This is a genomic window from Mycobacterium novum (assembly GCF_010726505.1).
GTDB classification, from domain to species: Bacteria; Actinomycetota; Actinomycetes; order Mycobacteriales; family Mycobacteriaceae; genus Mycobacterium; species Mycobacterium algericum.
In genome coordinates, this window is record NZ_AP022562.1 from 2,749,193 (window position 1) to 2,773,954 (window position 24,762).

The 24,762-nt window shown below is 68.2% G+C and carries 21 protein-coding genes; 12 read left to right on the forward strand and 9 right to left on the reverse strand.

Annotation, left to right across the window (positions count from 1 at the left end; genetic code table 11):
- Positions 1 to 24: 24 nt before the first annotated feature.
- The 5 genes from phoU to G6N19_RS12665 form a co-directional block, all read right to left on the reverse strand.
- The gene (gene phoU / locus G6N19_RS12645; RefSeq protein WP_013830454.1) at positions 25 to 693 is read right to left on the reverse strand and encodes a phosphate signaling complex protein PhoU; all 669 of its coding nucleotides are present in this window, start codon (positions 691 to 693) and stop codon (positions 25 to 27) included.
- A gap of 54 nt (positions 694 to 747) precedes the next feature.
- Positions 748 to 2,964: an LCP family protein gene (locus tag G6N19_RS12650; RefSeq protein WP_193465047.1), complete on the reverse strand. Its 2,217-nt coding sequence runs from the start codon at positions 2,962 to 2,964 to the stop codon at positions 748 to 750.
- Between the two features lie 184 nt (positions 2,965 to 3,148).
- Positions 3,149 to 4,234, reverse strand: coding sequence for a tRNA dihydrouridine synthase DusB (dusB, locus tag G6N19_RS12655; protein ID WP_232062696.1), 1,086 nt, complete (start codon positions 4,232 to 4,234; stop codon positions 3,149 to 3,151).
- Positions 4,235 to 4,326: 92 nt separating this feature from the next.
- A complete protein-coding gene (locus tag G6N19_RS12660) occupies positions 4,327 to 5,328 on the reverse strand; it encodes an acyl-ACP desaturase (RefSeq protein ID WP_013830451.1) in 1,002 nt (333 codons plus the stop codon).
- Positions 5,329 to 5,389: 61 nt separating this feature from the next.
- A complete protein-coding gene (locus G6N19_RS12665; RefSeq protein WP_013830450.1) occupies positions 5,390 to 6,004 on the reverse strand; it encodes a TetR/AcrR family transcriptional regulator in 615 nt (204 codons plus the stop codon).
- A 401-nt stretch (positions 6,005 to 6,405) separates the two neighbouring features.
- Between G6N19_RS12665 and G6N19_RS12670 the strand changes: the two genes are divergently transcribed.
- Genes G6N19_RS12670 through G6N19_RS12695 form a run of 6 tightly spaced genes read left to right on the forward strand, consistent with a single transcriptional unit; the run spans position 6,406 to position 13,747 of the window.
- Entirely contained in the window at positions 6,406 to 7,281 is an 876-nt protein-coding gene (locus G6N19_RS12670) for an SDR family NAD(P)-dependent oxidoreductase (protein ID WP_193465048.1), read from the forward strand.
- A complete protein-coding gene (locus G6N19_RS12675; protein WP_013830448.1) occupies positions 7,278 to 8,678 on the forward strand; it encodes an aromatic ring-hydroxylating oxygenase subunit alpha in 1,401 nt (466 codons plus the stop codon). The genes G6N19_RS12670 and G6N19_RS12675 overlap by 4 nt, the downstream gene beginning before the upstream one ends.
- Positions 8,675 to 10,519, forward strand: coding sequence for a flavin-containing monooxygenase (locus G6N19_RS12680; protein WP_013830447.1), 1,845 nt, complete (start codon positions 8,675 to 8,677; stop codon positions 10,517 to 10,519). The genes G6N19_RS12675 and G6N19_RS12680 overlap by 4 nt, the downstream gene beginning before the upstream one ends.
- Positions 10,516 to 11,352, forward strand: coding sequence for a TauD/TfdA dioxygenase family protein (locus tag G6N19_RS12685; protein WP_013830446.1), 837 nt, complete (start codon positions 10,516 to 10,518; stop codon positions 11,350 to 11,352). The genes G6N19_RS12680 and G6N19_RS12685 overlap by 4 nt, the downstream gene beginning before the upstream one ends.
- On the forward strand, positions 11,349 to 12,299 hold the full coding sequence (locus G6N19_RS12690; RefSeq protein WP_013830445.1) for an SDR family NAD(P)-dependent oxidoreductase: 951 nt from the start codon (positions 11,349 to 11,351) through the stop codon (positions 12,297 to 12,299). Before G6N19_RS12685 ends, G6N19_RS12690 begins: the two co-directional genes overlap by 4 nt.
- Positions 12,300 to 12,316: 17 nt before the next feature.
- Positions 12,317 to 13,747, forward strand: a complete 1,431-nt coding sequence (locus tag G6N19_RS12695) for an aldehyde dehydrogenase family protein (protein ID WP_013830444.1) — start codon at positions 12,317 to 12,319, stop codon at positions 13,745 to 13,747.
- 36 nt (positions 13,748 to 13,783) lie between these two features.
- On the opposite strand, the gene G6N19_RS12700 is transcribed toward G6N19_RS12695, so the two are convergent.
- Positions 13,784 to 14,803 (reverse strand): ferredoxin--NADP reductase, encoded by a 1,020-nt coding sequence (locus tag G6N19_RS12700; protein WP_013830443.1) that lies wholly within the window; start codon positions 14,801 to 14,803, stop codon positions 13,784 to 13,786.
- 71 nt (positions 14,804 to 14,874) lie between these two features.
- Between G6N19_RS12700 and G6N19_RS12705 the strand changes: the two genes are divergently transcribed.
- From G6N19_RS12705 to meaB, 5 genes are read left to right on the forward strand one after another with little or no spacing between them, the layout of a single operon-like run.
- On the forward strand, positions 14,875 to 16,314 hold the full coding sequence (locus tag G6N19_RS12705) for a class I adenylate-forming enzyme family protein (protein ID WP_013830442.1): 1,440 nt from the start codon (positions 14,875 to 14,877) through the stop codon (positions 16,312 to 16,314).
- Positions 16,299 to 17,204 (forward strand): acyl-CoA dehydrogenase family protein, encoded by a 906-nt coding sequence (locus G6N19_RS12710; RefSeq protein WP_013830441.1) that lies wholly within the window; start codon positions 16,299 to 16,301, stop codon positions 17,202 to 17,204. Before G6N19_RS12705 ends, G6N19_RS12710 begins: the two co-directional genes overlap by 16 nt.
- Positions 17,191 to 18,291 (forward strand): acyl-CoA dehydrogenase family protein, encoded by a 1,101-nt coding sequence (locus G6N19_RS12715; protein ID WP_013830440.1) that lies wholly within the window; start codon positions 17,191 to 17,193, stop codon positions 18,289 to 18,291. Before G6N19_RS12710 ends, G6N19_RS12715 begins: the two co-directional genes overlap by 14 nt.
- 59 nt (positions 18,292 to 18,350) lie before the next feature.
- Positions 18,351 to 19,118: an enoyl-CoA hydratase/isomerase family protein gene (locus tag G6N19_RS12720; RefSeq protein WP_013830439.1), complete on the forward strand. Its 768-nt coding sequence runs from the start codon at positions 18,351 to 18,353 to the stop codon at positions 19,116 to 19,118.
- 8 nt (positions 19,119 to 19,126) lie between these two features.
- Positions 19,127 to 20,005, forward strand: a complete 879-nt coding sequence (gene meaB, locus G6N19_RS12725) for a methylmalonyl Co-A mutase-associated GTPase MeaB (protein ID WP_013830438.1) — start codon at positions 19,127 to 19,129, stop codon at positions 20,003 to 20,005.
- Between the two features lie 4 nt (positions 20,006 to 20,009).
- On the opposite strand, the gene G6N19_RS12730 is transcribed toward meaB, so the two are convergent.
- From G6N19_RS12730 to G6N19_RS12740, 3 genes are all read right to left on the reverse strand, one after another.
- The gene (locus tag G6N19_RS12730) at positions 20,010 to 21,080 is read right to left on the reverse strand and encodes an NAD(P)H-dependent amine dehydrogenase family protein (protein WP_013830437.1); all 1,071 of its coding nucleotides are present in this window, start codon (positions 21,078 to 21,080) and stop codon (positions 20,010 to 20,012) included.
- Positions 21,081 to 21,099: 19 nt separating this feature from the next.
- Positions 21,100 to 22,557 carry an aldehyde dehydrogenase family protein gene (locus G6N19_RS12735; RefSeq protein WP_013830436.1) on the reverse strand — a complete coding sequence of 486 codons (1,458 nt, stop codon included), beginning with the start codon at positions 22,555 to 22,557 and terminating at the stop codon, positions 21,100 to 21,102.
- A gap of 159 nt (positions 22,558 to 22,716) precedes the next feature.
- A complete protein-coding gene (locus tag G6N19_RS12740) occupies positions 22,717 to 23,370 on the reverse strand; it encodes a TetR/AcrR family transcriptional regulator (protein ID WP_193465049.1) in 654 nt (217 codons plus the stop codon).
- A gap of 219 nt (positions 23,371 to 23,589) precedes the next feature.
- On the opposite strand from G6N19_RS12740, the gene G6N19_RS12745 reads away from it, so the two are divergent.
- Complete coding sequence (locus G6N19_RS12745; protein WP_193465050.1) at positions 23,590 to 24,762, forward strand: acyl-CoA dehydrogenase family protein; 1,173 nt, start codon at positions 23,590 to 23,592, stop codon at positions 24,760 to 24,762.

The following is a 24,762-nucleotide window of genomic DNA, read 5'->3' on the forward strand; positions in this document are numbered from 1 at the left end:
GCTCCGGGGCGCGCGACGGTCGTCCTAGTCGGGTGGGGGCAGGGTGTTCTCGTCGGGGAACTTGCCGGTCGCCTGGAAGATCACCCGGCGCGCCACTTCCACAGCGTGGTCGGCGAATCGTTCGTAGAACCGGCCGAGCAGTGTCACGTCGACTGCCGCGGCGACGCCGTGCCGCCACTCCTTGTCCATCATCACCGAGAACAGATGCCGGTGCAGATCATCCATCGCATCGTCTTCTTCGCGGATCCGGGCGGCTTTCTCCGGGTCCCGCGACAGCAGCACCTCTTGCGCGCTGTTTCCCAAATCGACTGCCACCCTGCCCATTTCGGCAAAGTATCCGTTAACCTCTTCGGGCAGGGCGTGTTGCGGGTGCCGGCGGCGGGCGATCTTGGCGACGTGCAGTGCCAGCGCGCCCATCCGGTCGATGTCGGCGACCATCTGGATGGAGCTGACGATGGCCCGCAGGTCCCCGGCGACCGGTGCCTGCAACGCCAGCAGCACGAAAGCGCTCTCCTCGGCGCGCGCGCTCATCGCGGCGATCTTCTCGTGGTCGGTGATCACCTGCTCAGCCACCACCAGGTCGGCCTGCAGCAGGGCCTGCGTGGCACGTTCCATGGCGATTCCGGCCAGGCCGCACATCTTGCCGAGCTGTTCGGCCAAGTCCGAGAGTTGCTCGTGATAGGCGGTTCGCATGCCCTCAAGACTAACCCGGACGGCGCTCGAGGCGGCTGCGCGCCGCCGCCGCGTTTACTCGCAGGTGGTGTCGGCGGCGTTGGTGACCGTCAGGTCGTCGGGCAGCTCGGTGGGTTCGACGCTGGCGCCGCGGTTGAGTTGCACGTTGATCTGCGAGCCGGTCACCGCTGGCCTGCTGACGGCGCGGAAATCCGCGCCCAGCACCACGCGCACGATGCTGCCCAGCCCGGCGACCCGTTCGATCGGCGCACCTGTCAGTGCTGAGGCCACGGTGGCGGCGGCCTGTTCATTGCCCGGAGAGAACAGCACTTTGGTGTTCTTGACCGTAGCCGGGTAGTCATCGGCGCTGTCGACGTCGAAGCCCCAGTGCTGCAGGCCCTCGGAGGTGGCGGCGGCCAGGCCGGACTGGTCGGTGGCGTTGGACACCCGTACGGTGACCTCGCCGGGGGAGGTGGTGACCGCCCGGACCTGCTCGCTGTACGGCTTGGCGGTCGGGCTGGCCGGTGTCGCGGCGGCCTGGGTGGAATGCGGAGTCGGGCTGGTCGCGGTGGTCGGGACGGACGTGGCGTTGTGATCGTTCTCGCCGGGCAGCGGGTCGTCGTTGATGATGGCGTCGAACAGCGCTCGCATGTCGTCCATCCGAGGGACCTCGTCGCCGTTCTCGTCGGTCTCACTGGTCGGCACGGTGACGAAGGTGATGTGCCCGGCGGACACCTTCTGCAGCGACTGCCCCAGGTTCACCAGGTCCTTGGTCTTGACGTTGTCCACGTAGCTGTCGCCGATGAACATGTTGACCACGTTGTTGAGCTTGGTCGGGGAGAAGAAGGTGTTGGTGGAGATCAGCGAGCGCAGCAGTGACGACAAAAAGAGCTGCTGGCGTTTGATCCGGCCGTAGTCGCCGTTGTCCTCGGTGGTGACGTTGCGGGCGCGCACGTAGCTCAGTGCCGTCGCGCCGTTGACCCGCTGGCGCCCGCTGTTCTCCAGCACGCTGCCCAGCTCGAGGTCGTAGAGCGGGCTGGTGGTGCACACCTCGACGCCGCCCAGGGCGTCGACCATCTTGCCGAAGCCGACGAAGTCGACGGCCATGAAGCGGTTGACCGCCAGCCCGGAGAGCTTCTGGATCTCCTTGACCAGACACTTGGGACCGCCGAAGGCGTACGTGGAGTTCAGCTTCGTCTCGGTGTAGACCGTGTCGTCGCCGTAGGTGCCGGTGTCCGGGTCGTAGATCGCGCCGTAGGCGCCGGTCTCGGGATTCCAGACCTCGCATTGAATCGGCGTGATCGCCAGGTCGCGTGGGAAGGACACCACCACCACGCGTTTCCGGTTCGCCGGGATGTTGACCAGCATGATCGTGTCGGACCGGGCCCCCTCGGCGTCCTCGGTGCTGCCGGCGCCGACATTGCTGTTGGCCCCGGCCCGGGTGTCGGCGCCGACGATCAGGAAGTTCTCGTCGCCGTACTGCCCGGCCGCGTCGAGGATGTCGTGCGAGTCGGGGTCCAGCGCGCTGACGTGGTTGAGGCTGCGGTTCTTCGAGGCGCTCCACTGCCAGGCCGAACCGGTCAGCACCAGGGCCAGAACCGCCATCATGGCCGCTACCGCCCGGCCGGCCAGCAGCGCCCCGTGACCGGTCTTTCGCGGCCGCGGCTCGTCGGATTCAAGGTCGTCGTGCCCCGGCGGGTCGATTCGCGCCGGCGGTAGCTCGCGGGCGAAGCTGGGACCGCCGACCGAACCCGCCGGTTCGGTGGTGGGCTCGGACCCGGCCCAGTCGTCGGACCAGTCGGTTTCACCGGGCTCGTCGTAGTCCGTGCCGTGAATCCGGTCGAGATCGGGCAACTCCGAGGGGTAGGCCACCTCCGCGATGTCGGCGGTGGAACTCGGCGCGTCCGTCGCGGCGAGGGCCGCACAGGGCTCGGGATCCGGGTCGGGCGTGGTGTCCCGGGGTTCGGCGGCTTCTCCGCTATCCGCGGGATCGGCAGGCGCCGCCGGCTCGTCGGCGACGGTGGCGGCACGGCGCTGGCTGCGGCCACCGGACGGCGGAACACCGCCGTTGACCCGGGCGATCAGGTCCGCGACGGTCACCGAACCGTCACCACGGTGGCGGCGGCGTGACGCGGCCGGCCGACGCGGGGCCGGCGTGTGGTCGTCGGCCGGGGTCTGCCAGCGTTCCCACGGGGCGGGTCCGGGCGGCGTCATCGTCATCAGCTGATGGTCACCGTCGTCCCGGCCCTCTCCAGGCCAGCGTCCAGGAGTGGCGTTATCGCCGTCACTCATGTCCTCACGGGCCTCCGAGTCTTCGGGACTGACGGGCGTCGATCACACGTCAGCCTGGCACGGGTGATCGCCGTCGATTCTCCGTGCCTGTTTTCCGCCCCCGCAGGGGACAACCCCCCCGGGGCAATAAGTTACTTATTCTACTGAGAAGTTTCCAGACACGCGATGTCGAGAACGTCTCATTTCAGCCACCCGAGTGCATAATGTCTGCTCCGCTCGGCACGGTGCAGTCGTCCGGGTCGGCGAGCCAACCCTCGGGAAGGGTGACTTTGGCCGGTGAGCCTTGCCGTCCGCGCGGTCCGGTCGCAGCAGTTGGGAAGGGGATCGACCCGTCGAGTTGCTTGAGCAGCGCGTCGAGCTCGGCCAGCGTCGTGACCATTGCCAGCCCGCGCCGTAGCTCCGAGCCCGCCGGAAAGCCGTGCAGGTACCAGGCCACGTGCTTGCGGATCTCCCGCATGCCCTTATCCTCGCCGAAGTGCGACGCCAGCAGTTCACCGTGGCGCCGGATGATGTCGGCGACCTCGCCCAGCGTGGGCGGGGTCGGGATGGGGCGACCGGCGAATGCCGCCGACAGCTCACCGAACAGCCACGGGCGCCCCAGACAGCCCCGCCCGATGACCACGCCGTCGCAGCCGGTCGCCGCCATCATGGCCAGGGCGTCGCCCGCCTCGAAGATGTCGCCGTTGCCGAGCACCGGGATCGAGCGCACCTGCGCCTTGAGTGCGGCGATCTGCTCCCAGTCGGCCTTGCCGGAGTAGCGCTGCGCTGCTGTCCGGGCGTGCAGGGCCACCGCCGCGGCGCCCTCGGCCTCGGCGATTCGCCCGGCGTCGAGGTGGGTGTGGGTGGCTTCGTCGATCCCGATCCGGAATTTCACGGTGACCGGGATGTCGGTCCCGGCCGTGCCGCGGACTGCCGCTGCGACGATGTTGCCGAACAGCCGGCGCTTGTAGGGCAGCGCCGACCCGCCGCCGTGCCGGGTCACTTTGGGCACCGGGCAGCCGAAATTCATGTCGATGTGGTCGGCCAGGCCTTCGTCGGCGATCATCTTCGCCGCGGCGTAGGTGGTGTCCGGGTCCACCGTGTAGAGCTGCAACGAGCGCGGCGACTCGGCGGCGGAGAACGTCGTCATGTGCAGGGTGGCCGGATGGCGTTCGACGAGCGCGCGGGCGGTCACCATTTCGCACACGTACAGCCCGCTGACCGTTCCGGCCCGGGACTGTTCCAGTTCGCGGCAGAGCGTGCGGAAGGCGACGTTGGTCACGCCGGCCATCGGGGCCAGCACCACCGGGCTGGCAAGCGTGAGCGAACCGATCCGCAGCCCGCGCCGCTGCGCGGTCAGCACGTTACCGCCGCTGCTACCGACTACGGCGCCGATGAGGCGAATTCCTTCTTGGCGGCGCGCTTCTCGGCCATCTTGGCCTCCCGCTCGAGCCGGCGCTGCTTGGCCACCTCGAACTTCTCGCACGTCTGTTCCAGCTCGGCGACGATCTTGCCGATCTCGTCCTGGTAGCGGGCCGCTTCGCCGGTGAAGTCCCGTTCGAGGATGCGCCACTTCTTCAGCACCGGCATCACCACGTCGTCCAGGTGGATGCGTGGGTCGTAGACACCGCCGACGGCGATGATCACCGCCTTGCGGCGGAACTCCGGGACCACGTATCCGGGCATCTGGAAGTTGGCCAGCACCCGGTGCAGCGAGTACATCGCCTGCTCTGGCGCGATGTCGAAACCGGCCGCGCTGATGTCGCGGTAGAAGATCATGTGCAGGTTCTCGTCGGCTGAGATCCGGGCGAGCAGCTGGTCGGCAACGGGGTCGTTACAGGCCCGGCCGGTGTTGCGGTGCGAGATCCGGGTGGCCAGCTCCTGGAAGGTCACATAGACGACCGAGTCGAACAAGCTCTTGGCGAACAGGTCGCCGGAGACCTGCTGGTTCTGGCCCGGGCTGAAGCCGCGGTTGACGGTCTCCATCCGCAGCGTCTCCAGCTCGATCGGGTCGCAGTTGCGGGTCACGACGAGGTAGTCCCGCAGCGCGATGCCGTGCCGGTTCTCCTCGGCGGTCCACCGGTTCACCCAGGTGCCCCACGGGGCGTCCATGGTGAAGTTCATCGCGATCTCGCGGTGGTAGGAGGGCAGGTTGTCCTCGGTCAGCAGGTTCTGCACCATGGCTGTCCGGGCGACTTCGGACAGTTTCGACTGCTCGATATCCCAGTCCTGCCCGCCGAGGGCGTAGTAGTTCTTGCCCTCCGACCAGGGGACGTAGTCGTGGGGATTCCAGTCCTTGGTCATAGAGAAGTGCCGGTTGACCGCATTCTCGACGACGGGCTCGAGTTCGTGCAGCAGCTCCAGGTCGGTCCATTCACGCGCCATAACAGCTCCTGGTATCTGTGTCCGCTAGTTGCAGGCAATATATCTGTGTCTTCCGGTGACATCAAGTTCGCGGCGGCGTGTTGTCGCCGCCATCGTGGGGTCGGCCGGTATTGAGCAGCATGTCGACGCAGAAGTCGATGAACTGGCTGCGGGTCGCTGCCAGCCGCCCCTCCAGGTAGGCGCTGAACAGGGCTGTCAGCGCGCCGATCAACCCGGTCGCGACCATGTGCTGAAGCGGCGGATCACCGATCCGGGTGAGTTTGCGCTGCAGCATCCCGATGAAGTTGGGCATCCATTGGGCGCCGGAGTGGGTCAGCACCGGCTCGGTCGCCGGGGCGAGCAGTAGCACCCGGCCGCGCACCGGGTCGTCGACCATCAACGTGACAAAGGCTTCCACGGCCGCTCGCGGCGTCTGGGCCGACAGCAGCGTTGTCATCGCGCGCGTACATACGTCGTCGTAGACCGCGCGGACGAATTCGTCGCGGTCGGTGAAGCTCTCGTAGAAGTAGCGTTCGGTCAGCGCGGCGGCCCGGCAGAGCGACCGGATGGTCAGCGTGGGCCCGTTCTCGTCGCCGAGCAGTCCGACGCCGGCCTCGATGAATTCGTCGCGGCGCAGGGCCGGGCGCTCCGCCAGCGGGACCCCGGACCAGCGGCCCCGGCGTTGACCGGACGGCACTTCAATCTCTCCTCGGGTCTGACAACGGTGGTAGTCGAAATAGCCTGCGGTTGCCGAGTTCCATCATGACGCACCGCGGGTACGGGCCGGCTTCGTCCGGCGGTGATTCGTCCCGGTTCGGCGCCGGTCGACGGGTGTGCCGGTCCGGCCGCGCGGGCCGACGCCGCGGCCGGATGCGTCCACGCACGTCGCCGCAGGCGCTCGAGGCTCGGCCCGTTAGTCCAGACAATAAAACCGCCTGGCCGCTTGTCTCTGCCCTTGACTGCGCCCATCGTGCTGCGGAATAGTGTTCTTCAGAACGAAGAATCACGTATGTTGTCCGGACAAATCTGCATACCCGGTGTCTGACGTCGCCGCCGGGGGAGTGCGGATCTGCTGCTTGTGCCAGGAGAAGGCGGGTCATGGCGGATCACACCAGCCTGCTGAGTCACTCGGGCCTGCTGGGCCTTGATGGCCGTGTCGTCATCGTGTCGGGAGCCGGTGGCGGCGGCATCGGTACGACGGTCACCGCGATGGCCGCGCAGGCCGGCGCCACGGTGATCGCGGTGAGCCGCTCGGCGGAGAACCTCGACGAGCACATCGCGCCGCTGGTCGCTGCCGGCCTGCCGGTGGTATCGGTGGCCGCCGACGCCGGTACCGACGAGGGCGTGACCGCGGTGCTCGACGCGGCGCGCAACGCCGACGGGCAGCTCTACGGGCTGGTCAACGTCGCCGGCGGGGCGGCGCCGTCGACCTGGATGGCCTCGACCCGGGTGGCCCGCTCCGATTGGCGGGAGATCTTCGCGCACAACCTCGAAACGGCGTTCTTCATGAGCCGTGCGGTCGCCGCCGAGCTGCTGGCGCAGCGGCGGCCGGGCTCGATCGTCTCGATCTCTTCGATCAGCGGGATGAACACCGCGCCGTTCCACATCGCCTACGGCACCGCCAAAGCCGGCGTCGTGGCGATGACGCGCACCATGGCCCTTGAGTTGGCGGCCGCCGGCATCCGGGTCAATGCGGTGGCGCCGGGGGTGACCGAGACCGCGGCATCGGGAACCTACGTCGACGAGGACCCCGATCGCGACCGAGGCGCGATCGCGTTGGGACGGCGCGGCCGACCCGAGGAGCAGGCCGGGCCGATCCTGTTCCTGCTGTCGGACCTGTCCAGTTACATCACCGGGCAGACCCTGCTGGTCGACGGTGGACTCAACCTCAAGTGGAGTCACCTCGGCGCGGACAACACCTCGCTGTTCCTCAAAGACGAAACCTTCCGCGCAGCGATGAGGAGGATGTCATGACCGATCCGGTGCACAACGCCGATTCGGCCGAAGAACTGTCGCAACCCATGACGATCGGCGTCGAGGCCTACACCTCGGAGAGCTACGCCCGTGCCGAACGCGACAAGTTGTGGCGCAAGGTGTGGCAGCAGGCCGGCCGGGTCGAGGATCTGCCGGAGGTGGGCAGCTACCTCACCTACGACATCCTCGACGACTCGATCATCGTGGTGCGCACCGGCTCGACCTCAGGCTCGGACTCTTTTCGGGCCCACCACAACGTCTGCCAGCATCGCGGCCGCCGGCTGGTCGACACCCCGGCCGGGGAGAAGAACGCCTGCGCGCGCACCCGCAAGTCATTCGTCTGCGGCTTCCACGGCTGGAGCTACGGCCTGGACGGGGCATGCACCCACATCCGCGAGCAGGACGACTGGCAGGGCACCCTGACGCCGGAGAACACCCACCTACGCCCGGTGCGCGTCGACACCTGGGGCGGCTGGGTCTGGATCAATATGGATCCGGACTGCGAGTCCCTGGCCGACTACCTGTTCCCCGCCGCCAAGATCCTGGAACCGTTCGGCCTGGAGAACATGCGTTACAAGTGGCGCAAGTGGCTGGAATTCGACTGCAACTGGAAGGTCGCGATGGAGGCCTTCAACGAGACCTACCACGTCTACACGACCCACCCGGAGTTCAACAGGTTCGGCGAGTTCAAGGGCTGGGCCAAGGTGCAGGGCCGCCACAGCAACATCGGCTACGACGCTCCGGAGGATCTGGAGACCACCAAGTCCAAGATCCGGCTGGGCACCGGTGCCGACCCCCGGGTGTCGACCGCGGAGATGCAGATCTACACCATGGAGGAGACCAACGCCACCACCACGGCGACGCTGGTCAACGCCGCCAAGCGACTGGTCGACGAGCTTCCCGAGGGCACGCCGGCCGAAAAGGTCCTCGAACACTGGCTGGCCTCGGCACGCCGCGACGACGAAGCCCGCGGCGTCATCTGGCCGACGATCCCGGCCGACGTGCTCGGGCAGGCCGGCACCGCCTGGCAGATCTTCCCGAACTTCCAGATCGGCCAGGGTCTCACCAGCGCACTGTGTTACAGCGCCCGGCCGCATCCCAGTTACAACCCGGACAAGTGCATCTTCGAGGTCTCGGTCTTCGAGCTGTTCCCCAAGGGCGAGGAGCCGCAGACCCGCTGGGAGTACACCCCGGTGGGGGACCCGCGGTGGCGCTCGGTGCTGCCGCAGGACTTCTCCAACATGGCCGCCGTGCAACAGGGGATGAAATCCCTTGGCTATCAGGGCGCCAGGCCCAACCCCTACCGGGAGCGCGCCATCGTCAACCTGCACCACCAGCTGGCGAAATACATGGCCGCCGGCGCGCCCGAGCAGATCCCGACAGGAAATGACCGATGACGGAGTGCCCGCCGACCCAGACCCCGGACGACTTCGACATCGAAGCGCTCCGTGAGAAGTACGCCGCCGAACGGGCTAAACGCATTCGCTCCGACGGATCGAGTCAGTACCTCGAACTCAAAGACGATTTCGTGGAGTTCGCCGAGGTGGATCCGCACACCGCGGTGACGCCACGTGAACCCATCGACGCCGACATCGAAGTCGTGGTCCTCGGCGGTGGCATCGCCGGACTGCTGGCCGGCGCCTACCTGAAGAAGGCCGGCGTGCGCGATGTGCGGGTCATCGAGATGGCCGGCGACTTCGGCGGCGTCTGGTACTGGAACCGCTTCCCCGGAATCCAGTGCGACAACGACGCCTACTGCTATATCCCGATGCTCGAAGAGCTCGACTTCATGCCGTCCAAGAAGTTCGCCGACGGCGCCGAGATATTCCAGCATTGCCAGAACATCGGCAAGCACTTCGGCCTCTATGACGGCGCGATCTTCTCGACCCAGGTACGCACCGTCCGCTGGGACGAGGAACTCCGGCGCTGGCGGCTGACGACGAACCGGGGCGATGACCTGCGGCCGCGGTTCGTGGTGATGGCCCAGGGCTCCTACAACCGGCCCAAGCTGCCCGGCATCGCGGGCATCAAGGACTTCATGAACGCCGGCGGCCACGTCTTCCACTCGGCCCGCTGGGATTACGACTACACCGGCGGTGACTCAGGCGGTGGCTTGGACAAGCTGGCCGACAAGCGCGTGGCGCTGGTCGGCACCGGCGCGACCGGTGTGCAGCTGGTCCCGCACCTGGGCCGAGACGCCAAGCATCTCTATGTTTTCCAGCGCACCCCGTCGTCGGTGGATTTCCGCGGCAACGAGCCCACCGACCCGCAGTGGGCGGCGTCGCTGCAGCCGGGTTGGCAGGCCGAACGCAAGCGCAACTTTCACCGCTGGTCGCCGTTCGAGGGCGTGGTCTTCGACGCCCCCGATATGGTGTGCGACTTCTGGACCGAACTGGGTCGCAACCTGACCGCCCGCATCGGCGCCAGTCCCGACCCGACGGCGCTGGGCGTCGAGGAGATCATGGCGATGCGGGAGGAGGAGGACTACAAGATCATGGAGCGGCTGCGCCGCCGGATCGCCGACATCGTCGAGGATCCGCAGACCGCCGAGGCGCTCAAGCCGTACTACCGGTTCATGTGCAAGCGACCGACCTCCAGCGACACCTACCTGCCCGCGTTCAATCGGCCCAACGTCACGCTGGTCGACGTGGCCGAGTCCAAGGGCGTCGAAAAGCTCACGGAGAAGGGCATTGTCGCGGGCGGAGTCGAGTACGAGGTCGACTGCGTCATCTTCGCCAGTGGTTTCGAGATCTCCACGGAGATCAGCCGTCGATACGCGATGGACGTCATCGAGGGCCGCGACGGCGTGTCGTTGTTCGACCACTGGCGCGACGGGTTCCGGACCCTGCACGGGATGACCAGCCGCGGCTTCCCCAACCAGTTCCACACCGGTTTCATCCAGGGCGGCGTGTCTGCCAACACCACCGCGATGTTCGAGCAGCAGGCCGAGCACATCGCCTACATCATCGCCGAGGCTTTCAACCGGGGAGCGACGGTCGTCGAGCCCAGTCAGGAAGGCCAGGACGCCTGGGTGAACACCATCCGGGAGTTGGCGTTCGACAATTCGGCGTTCGACTTGTCCTGCACGCCCGGCTATTACAACAACGAGGGCCGGGGGTTCGGCGACGCCAGCCGCTCTTTCCTGGGAGAGGTTTACTCACCGGGCTTCTACGCCTTCGATGATCTGTTGAAGCAGTGGCGCGAGGCGGGCGACCTGAAAGGTATGGAACTGCAGTGACATTGCAGACGACGAGCACGTTGCCGACACGCGACCTCACCGAGCGCATCGCAACCGAGGTCCACGCCGACAAGGCGGCGCTGCTGAGCGGCGACCATGCCGGGGCGATCCGCGAACTGCTCGAGCGGCGCGGCGTGCTGGTGTTCCCGCAGATCGGGTTCACCGACGCCGAACAGATCGCCTTCACCGAGACGCTGGGCACGCTGGCGCCCGAACGGGACGGCGAGGCCGTCTACGACGTCACCTTGGACACCAACGTCAACAAGCAGGCCGACTACCTCAAAGGCTCCTTCTACTGGCACCTGGACGGCACCATGAACCAGGTGCCGATCCTCGCATCGCTGCTGTCGAGCAGGGTGCTGCCGGCCGACGGCGGCGGTGACACCGAGTTCTGCAACACCTACGCCGCCTACGACGACCTCTCCGAGGACGACAAGGACCAGATCGCGTCGCTGCGCGCCATGCACTCCGCCTGGAACTCGCTGCTGTACTACGACCCCGAGCCCGACTTTGCGACACTTCGGCAGATGATGGCGATCGGAGAGCGGGAACTGCCCGTGGTCTGGACGCACCGCAGCGGGCGCAAATCGCTGATCCTGGGCTGCACCGCCAGCAACATCGTCGGCATGGACTACGCGCAGAGCACCAAAACCCTGGTGCGGCTACGTGATTGGGCTACCCAACCACAGTTCGTTTACCGGCACCGGTGGTCGGTCGGCGATCTGGTCATGTGGGACAACACCGGCACGATGCACCGGGCGCTGCCGTACGACCCGAACTCCGGCCGGATGCTGCGACGGACCAAGCTGGCCGGTGAGGAACCCTTCGCTTGAGCACTGGGCAGCCGCTGAACTTCCATGGCCGGGTCGCCGTGGTGACCGGCGCCGGGCGGGGGCTGGGTCGCGCTTACGCGCAGCTGCTGGCCGAGCGGGGCGGGCGGGTCGTGGTCAACGACACCGGTGCCGACCTCAGCGGTGACGGCGTGCGCGAGGACCCCGCCGAGGCGGTGGCCGCCGAGATCCGCGACGCCGGCGGCGACGCGATCGCCTGCACCGCGTCGGTCGCGACACCGCAGGGCGGCCGGGACATCATCGCCGCGGCGCTGCAGCATTACGGCCGGCTCGACGCCGTGATCCACAACGCCGGAAACGTCCGACGCGGCTCGTTGCGGGACATGAGCTCGGAAGATTTCGACGCCGTCCTCGACGTTCACCTGCGGGGGGCCTTCCACGTGGTGCGGCCGGCCTTTCCGGTGATGTGCGATGCAGGCTACGGTCGCATCGTGTTGACCTCGTCGATCGGCGGCCTCTACGGCAACTTCGGTGTGGCCAACTATGCGGCCGCCAAGGCCGGCGTGATCGGGCTGAGCAATGTCGCGGCGCTGGAGGGCGCGCCGGCCGGTGTCCGCTGCAACGTCGTGGTGCCGGCGGCGGTGACGCGGATGGCCGAGGGCATCGACACGTCCGGCTACCCGCCGATGGAGCCCGAACTGGTCGCGCCGGTGGTCGGTTGGCTTGCGCACGAATCCTGCTCGGTCACCGGCGAAGTGCTGATCGCGCTGGCGGGCCGGGTCGCCCGGGCGGTGGTGGCCGAAAGCCCGGGCGTCTACCAGCCGTCGTGGACCCTCGAGGAGGTGGACCGACGGATCGAGGAGATCCGGGATGTCACGGCGCCGGTGGTCTTCCCGGTGGTGCCGGACGGCCACGCCGACCACATCCGATACAGCTTCGGCCTGGCCCACCCGGTCCAGGTGCCCGACGAGACCCAGGGAACCCGGTAGTTCAAAGGAGTGTAGTGATGCGCGAATACCTCAAGTTCTACATCGACGGCCAGTGGGTGGACCCGGTCGAGCTCACCACCCTCGACGTCGAGAACCCGGCCACCGAGCAGGTCGCCGGCAAGATCGCGCTCGGTTCGGCCGCCGACGTCGACCGTGCCGTCGCCGCGGCGCGGCGGGCGTTTGCCGGCTGGTCGCAGAGCAGCCGTACCGAACGCCTGGATCTGCTGCAGTCGATCCTGGCCGAATATCAGCGCCGCAGCAGTGATCTCGCCGATGCGGTGCACGAGGAGATCGGGGCGCCGCCCGCGCTGGCCGGGGGAACCCAGGTGCAACTCGGGCTCGGCCACATGCTGACCGCGATCGACGCGCTGAAGAACTTCGCGTTCGAAGAACAGCGTGGCGACACCCTGGTGGTCCGGGAGCCGATCGGGGTCTGCGGTCTGATCACCCCGTGGAACTGGCCGCTGAACCAGATCGCGGTGAAGGTCTACCCGGCGCTGGCGACCGGGTGCACCATGGTGCTCAAACCCTCGGAGGTCGCGCCGTTCTCGGCCTACATCTTCACTGAGATCATGGCCGCCGCGGGCGTTCCGGCCGGCGTCTACAACATGGTCAACGGCGACGGTCCCGGCGTCGGGGTGGCCCTGGCGCAACATCGCGACGTCGACATGGTGTCGTTCACCGGTTCGACCCGGGCCGGTGTCGCGGTGGCCGAGAACGCCGCGCCGACGGTGAAGCGGGTGACCCAGGAACTCGGCGGCAAGAGCCCCAACATCGTGCTCGACGACGATGCGTTCGCCGCCAGCGTCACCGCGGGCGTGTCGGTCATGATGGTCAACTCCGGGCAGAGTTGCAATGCGCCGTCACGGATGCTGGTGCCCAACTCCCGGATGGACGAGGCCATCGCGATTGCGAAGGCGGTCGCCGAGCAGGTGAAGGTGGGTGATCCCGCCGACGCCAAGGCGATCGGCCCGGTGGCGTCGGCGGCGCAGTTCGCCAAGGTGCAGGGCCTGATCGAGCAGGGCATCGCCGAGGGGGCGACCGTCGCCGCGGGCGGCGCGGGCCGGCCCGACGGACTCGACAGCGGCTACTTCGTTCGACCGACGGTCTTCGCGCACGTGAACAACCAGATGACGATCGCGCGCGAAGAGATCTTCGGCCCGGTGCTGTGCATCCTCGGCTATGACGACCTGGACGAGGCCGTCGAGATCGCCAACGACACCGACTACGGCCTGGCCGGCTACGTGTCGGGCGCCGACCTCGACGCCGCGCGCGGGATCGCCCGCCGGATCCGGGCCGGCTCGGTGGCGATCAACCACGCCTTCGACATGAACGCACCGTTCGGCGGCTACAAGCGCAGCGGCAACGGCCGTGAGTGGAGCGATGCCGGTTTCCACGAATATGTGGAGATCAAGAGCACGTTGGGCTACGGGGCCGCCGCCGGTTGACAACCGGCGGCCGGGCCCGGCCCGACCATTCGATGACTATTCGTAGTGGACGGTGATCGAGCCGCCTTCGGGAACAGCCTGGCAGGTCAGGATGTAGCCGTCGGCGACCTCATCATCGTCGAGTGCGGTGTTGGCGATCATCTTCGCGCTGCCCTCGCTGATGTGGGCGATGCAGGTGCCGCAGTTGCCGGCCTCGCAGGAGAACGGCGGTGTCAGCCCGGCCCGCCGGGCGCTCTCCAGCAGGGTCTCGCCGGCGACGCGCGGCACCGACTCCTTCTTGCGCCCGAGGTGAATCGTCACCGTCCCGCTCACCTCGGCCGCGGTGCCGGCAGCGGCCGGTGCCGCCGTCGGTATCTCGGCGGCGGCGCCGCCGGTGTCGAAGTCCTCGACGAACAGCCGACCCGGGCCCGGCCAGGCCTGGCGCACCACCGCCATGAAGCCCTCCGGGCCGCACAGGTAGCAGTCGGCCCCGGTGTCCGCGCCGACGAACGCGGTGACGGCCGCCGCGTCGAGCAGCCCGTTCTCGGCGTCGCGATGCCGCTGCACCGACAGCCGGCCCGGGTACCGGGCGGCGAGTTCGCTCAGCGCGTCGTCGAAGATCGCCGCCGAGGCGTCCCGGTCGGCGCAGAGCAGCCGTACTGTGCGGTCGGTGGTGGCCAGCGCGCTCTTGGCCAGCGACAGGATCGGCGTAATCCCGCTGCCGCCGGAGAATCCCAGCAGCGGGGAGTCCGAGGAGTCCAGGCAGAAGGTCCCCGCCGCGCGGGTCATGGTCAACTCGTCGCCCTCGGCGAGGTTGTCCAGCAACCAGTTCGACACCTTCCCGCCGGGCACCCGCTTGACCGTGGTCATCAGCTCGGTGTCGGTCTCCGGGGCGCTCGACATGGAGTAGGACCGGTAGAGCTCCTCGCCGTCGACGTGTACCTGGAACGTCGAGTACTGACCGGCCCGGTAGGGGAACGTCCCCTCATGCGGTGCCAGCACGAACGTGTACGCGTCGGCGGTCTCCTTGACGATGCGGGTCACGGTCGCCCGCTGGAAAACATGAGTGACCGCCATGACCACCCCTTCCGGTTTGCGTTCTTCGTTACAGAGAATACTATTCTCTCAAACCGATAGGATCTTCTCAAATGTCTTCTGGGCTGCGTGCGTCATCCACCGCGGTGCTCACGTTCGAGGACCGGCAGTTACCCCTGCCGGAGCTTGACGCACGGGCCGGCGCGCTGGCGGCCGCGCTGGCCGCCGACGGCGTGACGGCCGGTGACCGGGTCGCGTTGATGGCGTCGAACCGGCCCGAGTTCGTCGTCGCCGTGCAGGCCATCTGGCGGCTCGGGGCGGTGGCCGCCCTGATCAGTCCCGCCTGGAAGCGCGACGAGGTGGCGCACGCGCTGGCGCTGACCCAGCCCCGCTACGCGCTCGGCGACCAGTCGGTGCTGGCCGAGCTGATGCCGATGCGGCATCTCGACGACGAGATCGCCCCGGTGACGGCCGTGGCGCCCGCCGATGACCCACCGGAGCCGGGCGCCGACGCACTGCTGGTGTTCAGTTCCGGTACCACCGGCCTGCCCAAAGCGGTACGGCACACCCACGCCTCGCTGGCCGCGGGAGTGCGGCACTGGCGGGATGCGCTGGGGCTGACCGCGGATGACCGGATCCAGGTCGTGACCCCGCCGTCACACATCCTCGGGCTGCTCAACATCCTGACCGCGCTGAGCGTCGGGGCGCAGGTGCGGCTGCACCGCCGCTTCGACATCGACGTGATGCTGGCAACGATCGGCCAAGACCGGATCACCGTGGAGATGGCGGTGGCACCGATCGCGCTGGCCATCGCCGCACACCCGGAGCTGGAATCGTTCGACCTGTCGTCGCTGCGCTACATCATGTGGGGCGCCACGCCCATCACCGCCGCCGTCGCCGAACAGGTCACCCGGCGCACCGGGGTCAGCTGGGTGCCCGCCTACGGCACCAGCGAGCTGCCGGTGCTGGCCTGCAGCCCGACCGACGGGGCCCGCGGGGACGAGGCGGTGCTGGACACCGTCGGTCGCCCGGTTCCCGGGGTGGCGCTTCAGGTGGTGGACATGGCCACCGGCGAGCCGCTGCCGCCGGGCGTCCCCGGTGAGATCCTGGCCCGTTCCGAGTCGTTGATGGCCGGCTATCTTCCCGACGAGGCGACGTCGGAAGTATTGCGCGACGGCTGGTTTCACACCGGTGATGTCGGCTACCTCGACGCCGGCGGTTGGTTGCGGATCACCGACCGCTGCAAGGAGATGATCAAGGTCCGCGGTTTTCAGGTGGCCCCCGCCGAGATCGAGGCGGTGCTGCACGAGCATCCGGCCGTCGCCGACTGCGGGGTGTTCGGGGTGCCCGATGAGCGCGACGGGGAGGCCGTCGTGGCAGCGGTCGCGCTGCGCGCACCGGTCAGCGAGGCTGAGCTGACCGAGCTGGTGGCCGATCGGCTCGCCACCTACAAGCACCCGCGCCGGGTCGTGGTCGTTCCCGAGATTCCCCGGCTGCCGTCCGGAAAGCTGTTGCGTCGACTACTGAAGGAGCGCCTATGGATGTCCGGCTGAATGCCGAGCAGCGACAACTGCGGGAGGCCGCGGCGAAGCTCGCCGACGATCTGGGGCCCGGCTCGGTCGCCGAACTCGACGATGCCGGTCGAGTGGCCCGGCTGGAAAAGGCTGTCGCCCAAACGGGTTGGCGCTCGCTGCGCTCCGACGGGGCGTCCGGCGTGGAGGTGGCGATCGTCGCCGAGGAGTTCGGCCGCGGCCTGGTCGACGTGCCGTTCCTCGGTCCGGTGCTCGCCGACGATCTGGGCCGGCACGTGACGCTGGGATCAGCGCCGGCCACGGTCACCCACCACCGGACCGCCGTCGACGCCCGCGGGGCCGAGCAGGCCGTCACGGTGCGCGAGCGCGCGGTACTGACCGTCCCGCTCGGCGCGCTGCGGTGCGGAGCCGACTTGACCCGGCCCGGCGCCGAACTGGCCGGGGAGCCGCACCAGCTCGGTGAGCTCAGCGCCGAGAGCGCCGCGGCGTGGCAGGCGCTGGCGCTGGTGACCACCGGCGCCGACCTGGTCGGCGCCGCGCGCGGCGCGCACGCACTGGCATGCGACTACGCCAAGATCCGCGAACAGTACGGCAAACCGATCGGCAGTTATCAGGCCATCGCCCATCTGCTCGCCGAGGGTCTGGCACTGATCGAAGGCTCGGTGAGCGTGCTACGGCATGCCGCCTGGGCGGTCGACGAGGCCGACGCGGCCGACGCGGTCCGTGCCGCCCGCATCGCCAAGATCTACTGCGCCCGCACCGCCCGGACGGTCTGCGAGACCGCGATCCAGGTGCACGGCGGTATCGGCAACACCTGGGAATGCCTGGCGCATGTGTACCTGCGGCGTGCGTTGACCTCGACCGGCCTGTGGCCCGTGACGATTAGGGAGATCGCTGATGGACTTTCGTGACTCGCCCGCCGAGGCCGACTTCCGCAACCGGCTTCGGTCCTGGCTGACCGAGCGGGCCGGCACCTTTCCCGCCGCCGGCGACGACGAGTACTGGGCGCGCCAGGGCGAATGGCACCAGGCCCTCTACGGCGCCGGCTTCTTCGGGGTGTCCTGGCCCCGCGAGTACGGCGGCCAGGAGCTGCCACCGGTCTACGACGTGATCGTCGACGAGGAACTGGCCGCCGCCGGCGCCCCGCCGCGACCGAGCCTGGGCTATCTGGTCGTCGGGCTGGGCCGCCACGCGAGCAAGGAACTGCAGCAACGGTTCCTGCCCGGGATGATCGACGGCACGCAGCGCTGGTGCCAGGGGTTCTCCGAGCCCGGAGCCGGCTCGGACCTGGCGTCGCTGACCACCACCGCGACCCGCGATGGCGACGATTACGTTATTCACGGCCACAAGATCTGGACCAGCTACTCCGACGTCGCCGACTGGTGTCTGCTGTTGGCCCGCACCGACAAGGACGCGCCGCGGCACCGCGGTATCTCGGCGTTCATCATCTCCATGCACCAGCCCGGCATCGAGCAGCGGCCGCTGCGGATGATCAACGGTGTCACCACCGAATTCGGGCAGGTGCTCTTCGACGGCGCCACCGTTCCGGCGAGCCAGCTGGTGGGCGAACCGGGCGAGGGGTGGAAACTGGCGATGACCGTCGTCGGCCACGAGCGCGAGCCGTCGACGCTGGGGTACTCGGCCCGCTACGGTAAACTCGTCCGCCAGATGGCGGCTCGGGTGGATCGTGCCGGTGCCGAGGTGCCCGAGGAATTGGCTTGGGCGGCAGTGGAAACGGAGATGCTGCGGTTACACGTCCGTCGGCGGCTCTCCGAACAGCTTGACGGCCTGTCGCACGGGCCCGAGGGCTCGCTGGACAAGCTGCTGATGACCTGGGTGGAACAGTCCGTCGGCCACGCCGCGCTGGCGGTCGGTGGCGTCGACGACCCCGACCTGCTCAGCGCCTACCTTTACAGCCGCGCCCAGAGTGTGATGGGCGGGACCTCGCAGATTCAGAAGAACATCATTGCCGGCCGAATCCTGGGATTGACCGAGTGATCGCGAACGCGGGCGAAGCCCGGGTGAAGCGGGTCACGACAAGATAAGGGAGTCTAGACATGTACGACATGCCTGCTGAAATCGACGTGCGCGCCGATGGTCCGTTGCGCATCATCACGCTCAACCGCCCCGACGCGCTGAATGCCGTCAATGACGCACTGCACTGCGGCCTGGCGAAACTGTGGACACAGCTCGACGAGGATCACGATGCCCGTGCCGCGGTGCTGACCGGCAGTGGGCGGGCGTTCTCTGCCGGCGGCGACTTCAGCTATCTCGACGAGATCCGCCGCGACAACAAGCTGCGCGCCAAGACGATTGCGCACGGCCGGGAGATCGTGCTGGGCATGGCGCGCTGCCGCACCCCGGTGATCGCCGCGGTCAACGGGCCCGCCGTCGGGCTGGGCTGCAGCCTGGTGGCGCTCAGCGACATCGTCTACATGGCCGAAGGCGCCTATCTCGCGGATCCGCACGTGCAGGTCGGTCTGGTCGCCGCCGACGGTGGACCGCTGACCTGGCCGTTGCAGATGAGCCTGTTGCAGGCCAAGGAGTACGCGCTGACCGGAGCCCGGATTCCGGCTGCCCGCGCAGTCGAGCTGGGCTTGGCCAACCACGTGGTGGAAGATCCGGTGGCCGAGGCGATCTCGTGTGCCAAGCGCATCATCGAGTTGCCCCGCCAGGCGGTGGAGAGCACCAAGCGGCTGCTCAACATCCACCTGGAGCGCGCCGTGCTGGCCACCTTGGACTTCGCGAACATGGCCGAGGACCAGTCGTTTGGAACCGACGACTTCAACGCCATCATCGATCGGCTCACCGCGAAGCAGAATTGACCCCGCCGATGCAGATCGCCGAGTTGCTCGTCGCGGCGCGGGCCGGCTCGGTGCGTGCCACCGGCCGACTGCTCAGCCTGGTCGAAAGCGGCCGGCGGACCGAGGTGCTGTCCGCCGTCGGGCCCGCCACCACCCGGGTCATCGGAGTGACCGGGCCGCCCGGCGCCGGCAAGTCCACCACGATCGCGGCGCTGGTCGGGGCGTATCGCGAGCGGGACCTGCGGGTGGCGGTGCTGGCCGTCGACCCGTCCTCGCCGTTCAGCGGCGGCGCGCTGCTGGGTGATCGCATCCGGATGGCCGCGCACATCAACGATCCGGCGGTGCTGATCCGCTCGGTGGCCTCTCGCGGCCACCTGGGCGGGCTGGCCGAAGCGGTGCCGGCGGCCATCCAGTTGCTGGCCGGGCTCGGCTACGACGTGCTGCTGCTGGAGTCGGTCGGGGTGGGCCAGTCCGAGATCGAGATCGCCGCGATCGCCGCGCCGACGATCGTCGTGCTCAATCCGGGTGCCGGGGATGCGGTGCAGGCCGCCAAGGCCGGACTGCTGGAGGTGGCCGACATCGTGGTGGTCAACAAGGCCGACCGCGAAGGCGCGCAACAGACCGTACGTGACCTCCGGGTCGAGCTGAAGCACACCGGCGCGCCGATACTCACCCTGATCGCCTCGCGGGGCGAGGGCCTCGGTGAGCTGGTCGACACCATCGAGGCCCACCACCGCACCGACAGCCGGGAGCGCCGGCTGGCGCGGGCGCGGTCACAGATCCTGTCGCTGGCACAGACCCGGCTGCGGTCCCACCCGGCGCTGGGCAGACTCGCCGAGTCGGTCGTCGACGGCAGCGATGACCCCTATTCGGCGGCGGAGCGGTTGTTGTCGCCGGAGGACGAATGAGGCTTCAGGACCGCTTCCGGGCCGACCAGCGCGGCAGGTGCAGCGGCAGATCGTTGTAGGTGGCGATGCCCGGCTCGGCGGCGACCACGGCCGGGATGGCGTTGATCGGCGGCATCGCGGTCATGATGTGGCCGAGCTCGAAGAAATCATCGATCGACTTCGCCGAGGCGATCAGGTCCGGCGGCGGCGTGAAGCCGACTTGCATGTTGACCGTCGGGCGGCCGTCGATAGTGATCTTCCAACCGTCGCCGTCGAGTTGCCAATCGGGTTCCAGCGTCTGGCCTTTGCGCCACCGCACGTTGATGTCGATTACGGTCTCACCGCCCGCGATGCCCCGCCAGCTGGCGAACACCCCCGCGACGTGGCCGGCCGGGATGGTCCACGACGCCATCGTCAGATCCTCGGTGGTCTGCGCGTATTCGGATACGCAGGTGATCTCGTCGAGCTCGACGCCGATCGCGTCCGCGACCAGCTGCACCGCCTCGGTGAACACCGCGGTGCCGTTGGCGGCCATCGGCGCCAGGTCCGGGTCGTCGATGGCGGCGCCGAACCCCACCGGGCGCTCGGTGTCGGGCGAGTCGTAGAGCGTGGTGTCGGCCGTTTCGGTGATGGTGATCTTGTCGACCCGGTCGCAGGCCGTCGCCGCCACGATGGCCAGCAGTTCGGCGAAGCCGGGACTGACACCGGAACCGAACAGCGTGGCGCCGCCCTTGCGGCACGCCTCCTCGAGGCGGGCCCGATCGTCGCCGAGGTTGCGACCGGTGATGAACGACGCCGACGTCACCACGTTGGCGCCCGCCGACAGGATCTCGACCAGTTCGTCGACGTTGATCCACATCGGGTTGTAGACCACGCAGTCGGGTTTCAGCGCCAGCAGCGCCGCGGCGTCGTTGGTGGCCGGGATCCCGAGCGGATCGATGCCGACCAATTCGCCCGCGTCGCGGCCGACCTTGTCGTCGGACCATGCGAAGAGTCCGACGAGTTCGTAATCGGGATTGGCGGCGATCGCCCGGACGGAACTCTTGCCGACGTTGCCCGTCGTCCACTGGACGATCCGATAGGGGACGGTCGCCATATGTATCACCTTGTCTTGCCTACATCTGCGCCCAGACGACCTTCGTCTGGAGATAGGTCTCGATACCGGCCTTGCCCGACTCGTAGCCCCAGCCGGATTGCTTGTACCCGCCGAACGGCATCGAGTGGTCGAACTGCATCTGGCAGTTCAACCCCACCGTTCCGGCCTTGAGACGCTTGGCCAGCCGGTGGGCCCGGCCCAGGTTGGACGTCCACGCGGTAGCGGCCAACCCGTAGGTGCTGTTGTTGGCCAGCGCGATCGCCTCGTCGTCGTCGTCGAACGGCAGGATCGTGACCACCGGCCCGAAGATCTCCTCCTGGAACAGCCGGCTGGAGTCGGGGTCGACGTCGGTGACGACGGTGGGGTGCACGAAGTAGCCCTTGCGGTCCAGCCGGTGTCCACCGGTGACGAGCTCGGCACCGTCGGACCTGCCTTGCTCCAGGTAGCCGAGCACCCGGGTGAGCTGCTTCTGGCTGATCAGCGGTCCGATCATGACGCCGTCGTCTTTGGGGCCGCCGAGCTGCATGCTGTTGGCCATGTTGGCGACGCCCTCCACGACCCGCTCGTAAACGCCGCGCTGGGCGAAGATGCGCGAGCCGCACACGCACGCCTGCCCGGAGTGCACGAACGTGCCGAACGAGGCCATGGTGATGGCCATGTCGAGATCGGCGTCGTCGTAGATGAGCACCGGCGACTTGCCGCCGAGTTCCAACGTCACCTTATTGAGATTGCTTGCGGCCGAGGCCCGTACGATCTCCCGGCCGACTTCGGTGGAACCGGTGAACGCGACCTTGTCCACGTCGGGATGCGCGGTGATGGCCGCACCGGCGGTGTGCCCGTAGCCCAGCACCATGTTGACCACGCCGTCGGGCACCCCGGCCTCGGACAGGATCCGGTCCAGCACCAGTGCCGAGAGCGGGGTCTCCTCGGCGGGCTTGACGACACTGCTGCAACCGGCGGCCAGCGACGGGGCCAGCTTGGCGCAGAAGTTGAAGACCGGGCCGTTCCACGGGAAGATCAGCCCCACCACGTCATAGGGCTCGCGCAGCGTGTAGACGTGCTGATGGGATTCGATGCCGGTCAGGCCGCCGGTGTTCACGTCGCGTGCGATGCCGTCGATCTTGGTGCACCAGCCGGCGTAGTAGCGGAACCACTCCGAGCCGACCTTGGTGATGATGGCGGCCTGGGCGGCGGGGATGCCCGCATTGACGGACTCGAGTTCGGCGAGGATCTCGGCGTTCTCGTCGATCAGGTCGGCGATGCGCCACAGCACGCGGGCCCGGTCATAGTCGGCCATCTGCGACCACACGCCGGACTCGGCGGTGGCCTTGGCACGGGCGACGGCGTCGTTGACGGCTTCGGGTCCGCAGTCGGTGAACTCGGTGAGCTGCTCTTCGGTGGCCGGATCGATGATCGGGATCACGTCACCGGTGCCGGGGACCTTCCGGATGTCGTCCAACACCGTCTGCACCGACATGGGTAATCCTCTTCTCGCATGCGGATAATTGGGTTCGCAGCATGAGGCTATGCGCTTCACGAGGGGAAGTCCAGGGTTCCGGAATTGCCGGAGCCGCCGCGGAGCGCTCCGCTCGCGCTCGGCGATCAGCGGGCGGACGAACCGGGTCGAGCGCGGCGGTCAGCTGCGCGCGAAGCCGTTCGCGCAGAAGTCCCACACCTCATCGGCGGTCAGCGGTTTGACTGCCGGATCGGTTGAGGCCGGGCTGGATTGGGCGTTGAACATGACCGTCTGCATGATCATCGCCGCCACCCGTTTGGGGTTGGAGCCGGCGCGCAGCCGCCCGGCGGCGGCCGCGTCTTCGGTCAGCTCGGTGAGCAATGCCAACAGCGGGGTGTGGGCGACCTTGACCTCGGCGGGGTGGGTCAGCAGCAGGCTCGGGGCGAAGTCGGTGAACAGCGGCCGTTTGGCCGCCGGGTCCGGCCGCGACGACTCGAACAGCAACTCCACGGCGACTTTGAGGCGTTCGAGCGGATCGGTGTAGTTGGCCGCCGCGGCGCGGATCTGTTCGGCCGCGCGGCTTAGGGCGTCCTCGAACAGCGCCAGCAGCAGCTCGTGCTTGCCGTCGAACTGCAGGTAGAAGCTGCGCAGCGATTGCCGCGAGCGGTCGACGACCTCCTGCACGGTGAAGTCGGTGCTGCCCTTCTCGATGATGATCGACTGGGCCGCGTCCAAGAACCGCTGGACGCGTTGTGCCGCGCGAATTTTCGCTGTCTTGATGGAGCGTTCGACCGCGCGCTGCTTCCAGGCGGGTTCTTCGCTCGGGCTGGTCACCGCCACTCCGGGCGGGTGTGCGGTAGGCGAGGCACAGCGCAACTGTACTGGACGGTAACCAGCCGGCGTCGCGCCACACCGGATCGGTGCTGACGATTCTGAGATCGCAACTTCTCCATTCGAGAATGATATTCTCATCGCTGCGTCTATGGAAGCGGACTCGCAACATCCGAGCCGGTCCGGACGGAGAGCCCGAGACGCCCGAGCCGAGGAGTGTCGGTGCAGCTGGCCTTTGATTCCGACGTCGAGAATTTCCGGGCGGAGTTCTCGGCGTTCCTCGACGAACATCTACCCACCGACGCCGAGGCGCTCGAGCGGTCTCGGTCGTGCTCCCACGTCCCGGACTGGGCACGGCGCTGGCAGCGACTGCTGTTCGACAACGGCTGGCTGCTGCCCGGCAACCCGCCGGAGTACGGCGGCCGCAACGCCACGATCCTGCAGCAGTACGTGCACTCCGAGGAGTTGTCACGCCGGCGGATCTACCCCAGCTTCAATCCGCAAGGGGTCGGCATCATCGCGGCGTCGCTGCTCTCATTCGGCACCGATGAGCAGAAGCGGCGGTGGGCTGTCCCGATCCTGCGTGCCGAGATCACGGCGTCGCTGGGCATGAGCGAGCCGGGCGCGGGCTCGGACCTGGCCGGATTGCAGACCCGCGCGGTACTGGACGGCGACCATTTCGTGGTCAACGGTCAGAAGGTATGGACGTCGGGCGCCCACGACGCCGACGTGCTGTTGACCTTCGTACGGACCGACCCGGACGCCCCCAAACACAAGGGCATCAGTGTCTTGCTGATCCCGACCGATACCCCCGGCGTGGTGCGGCGGCCGTTCGCGTCGGCGTGCGACCACGACGACGTCGACTTCAACGAGGTGTTCTTCACCGACGTGGTGGTTCCCGCCGAGAACCTGGTCGGTCCGCTCAATGGCGGCTGGGGGGTGGCCAACGGCTCGCTCGGGCACGAACGGACGCTGCTGTGGATGAGCTTCGCCGATCGGTTGCGGGACCTGATCCACGACTTCCGGCCGGTCGGGGCGCTGAACCGCGACCGTTTCGCGACCTTGCTGATGGATCACCAGGCGTTGCAGCTGCTCGGCTCGGTGGCACTGGCCCAGGCGGCGCGCGGCGAACAGGACGTCCCTGCGCTGTCGGTGCTGAAGCTGCTGGGCTCCGAGGCGGTGCAGACCGCGGCCGAGCACGCGCTCGACGCGGCCGGCAGCGGCGGCCTGGCACACCCGGGCAGTTCCGGCACCTACATGCCGATGAACGAGGACTACGCGACCGCCGGCTGGTTCGATCGCTACCTGCGCAGCTTCTCGGGGACCATCGCCGGTGGCACGTCGGAGATCCAGCGCAACATCATCGCGCAACGGGTGCTGGGCCTGCCGCGGTAA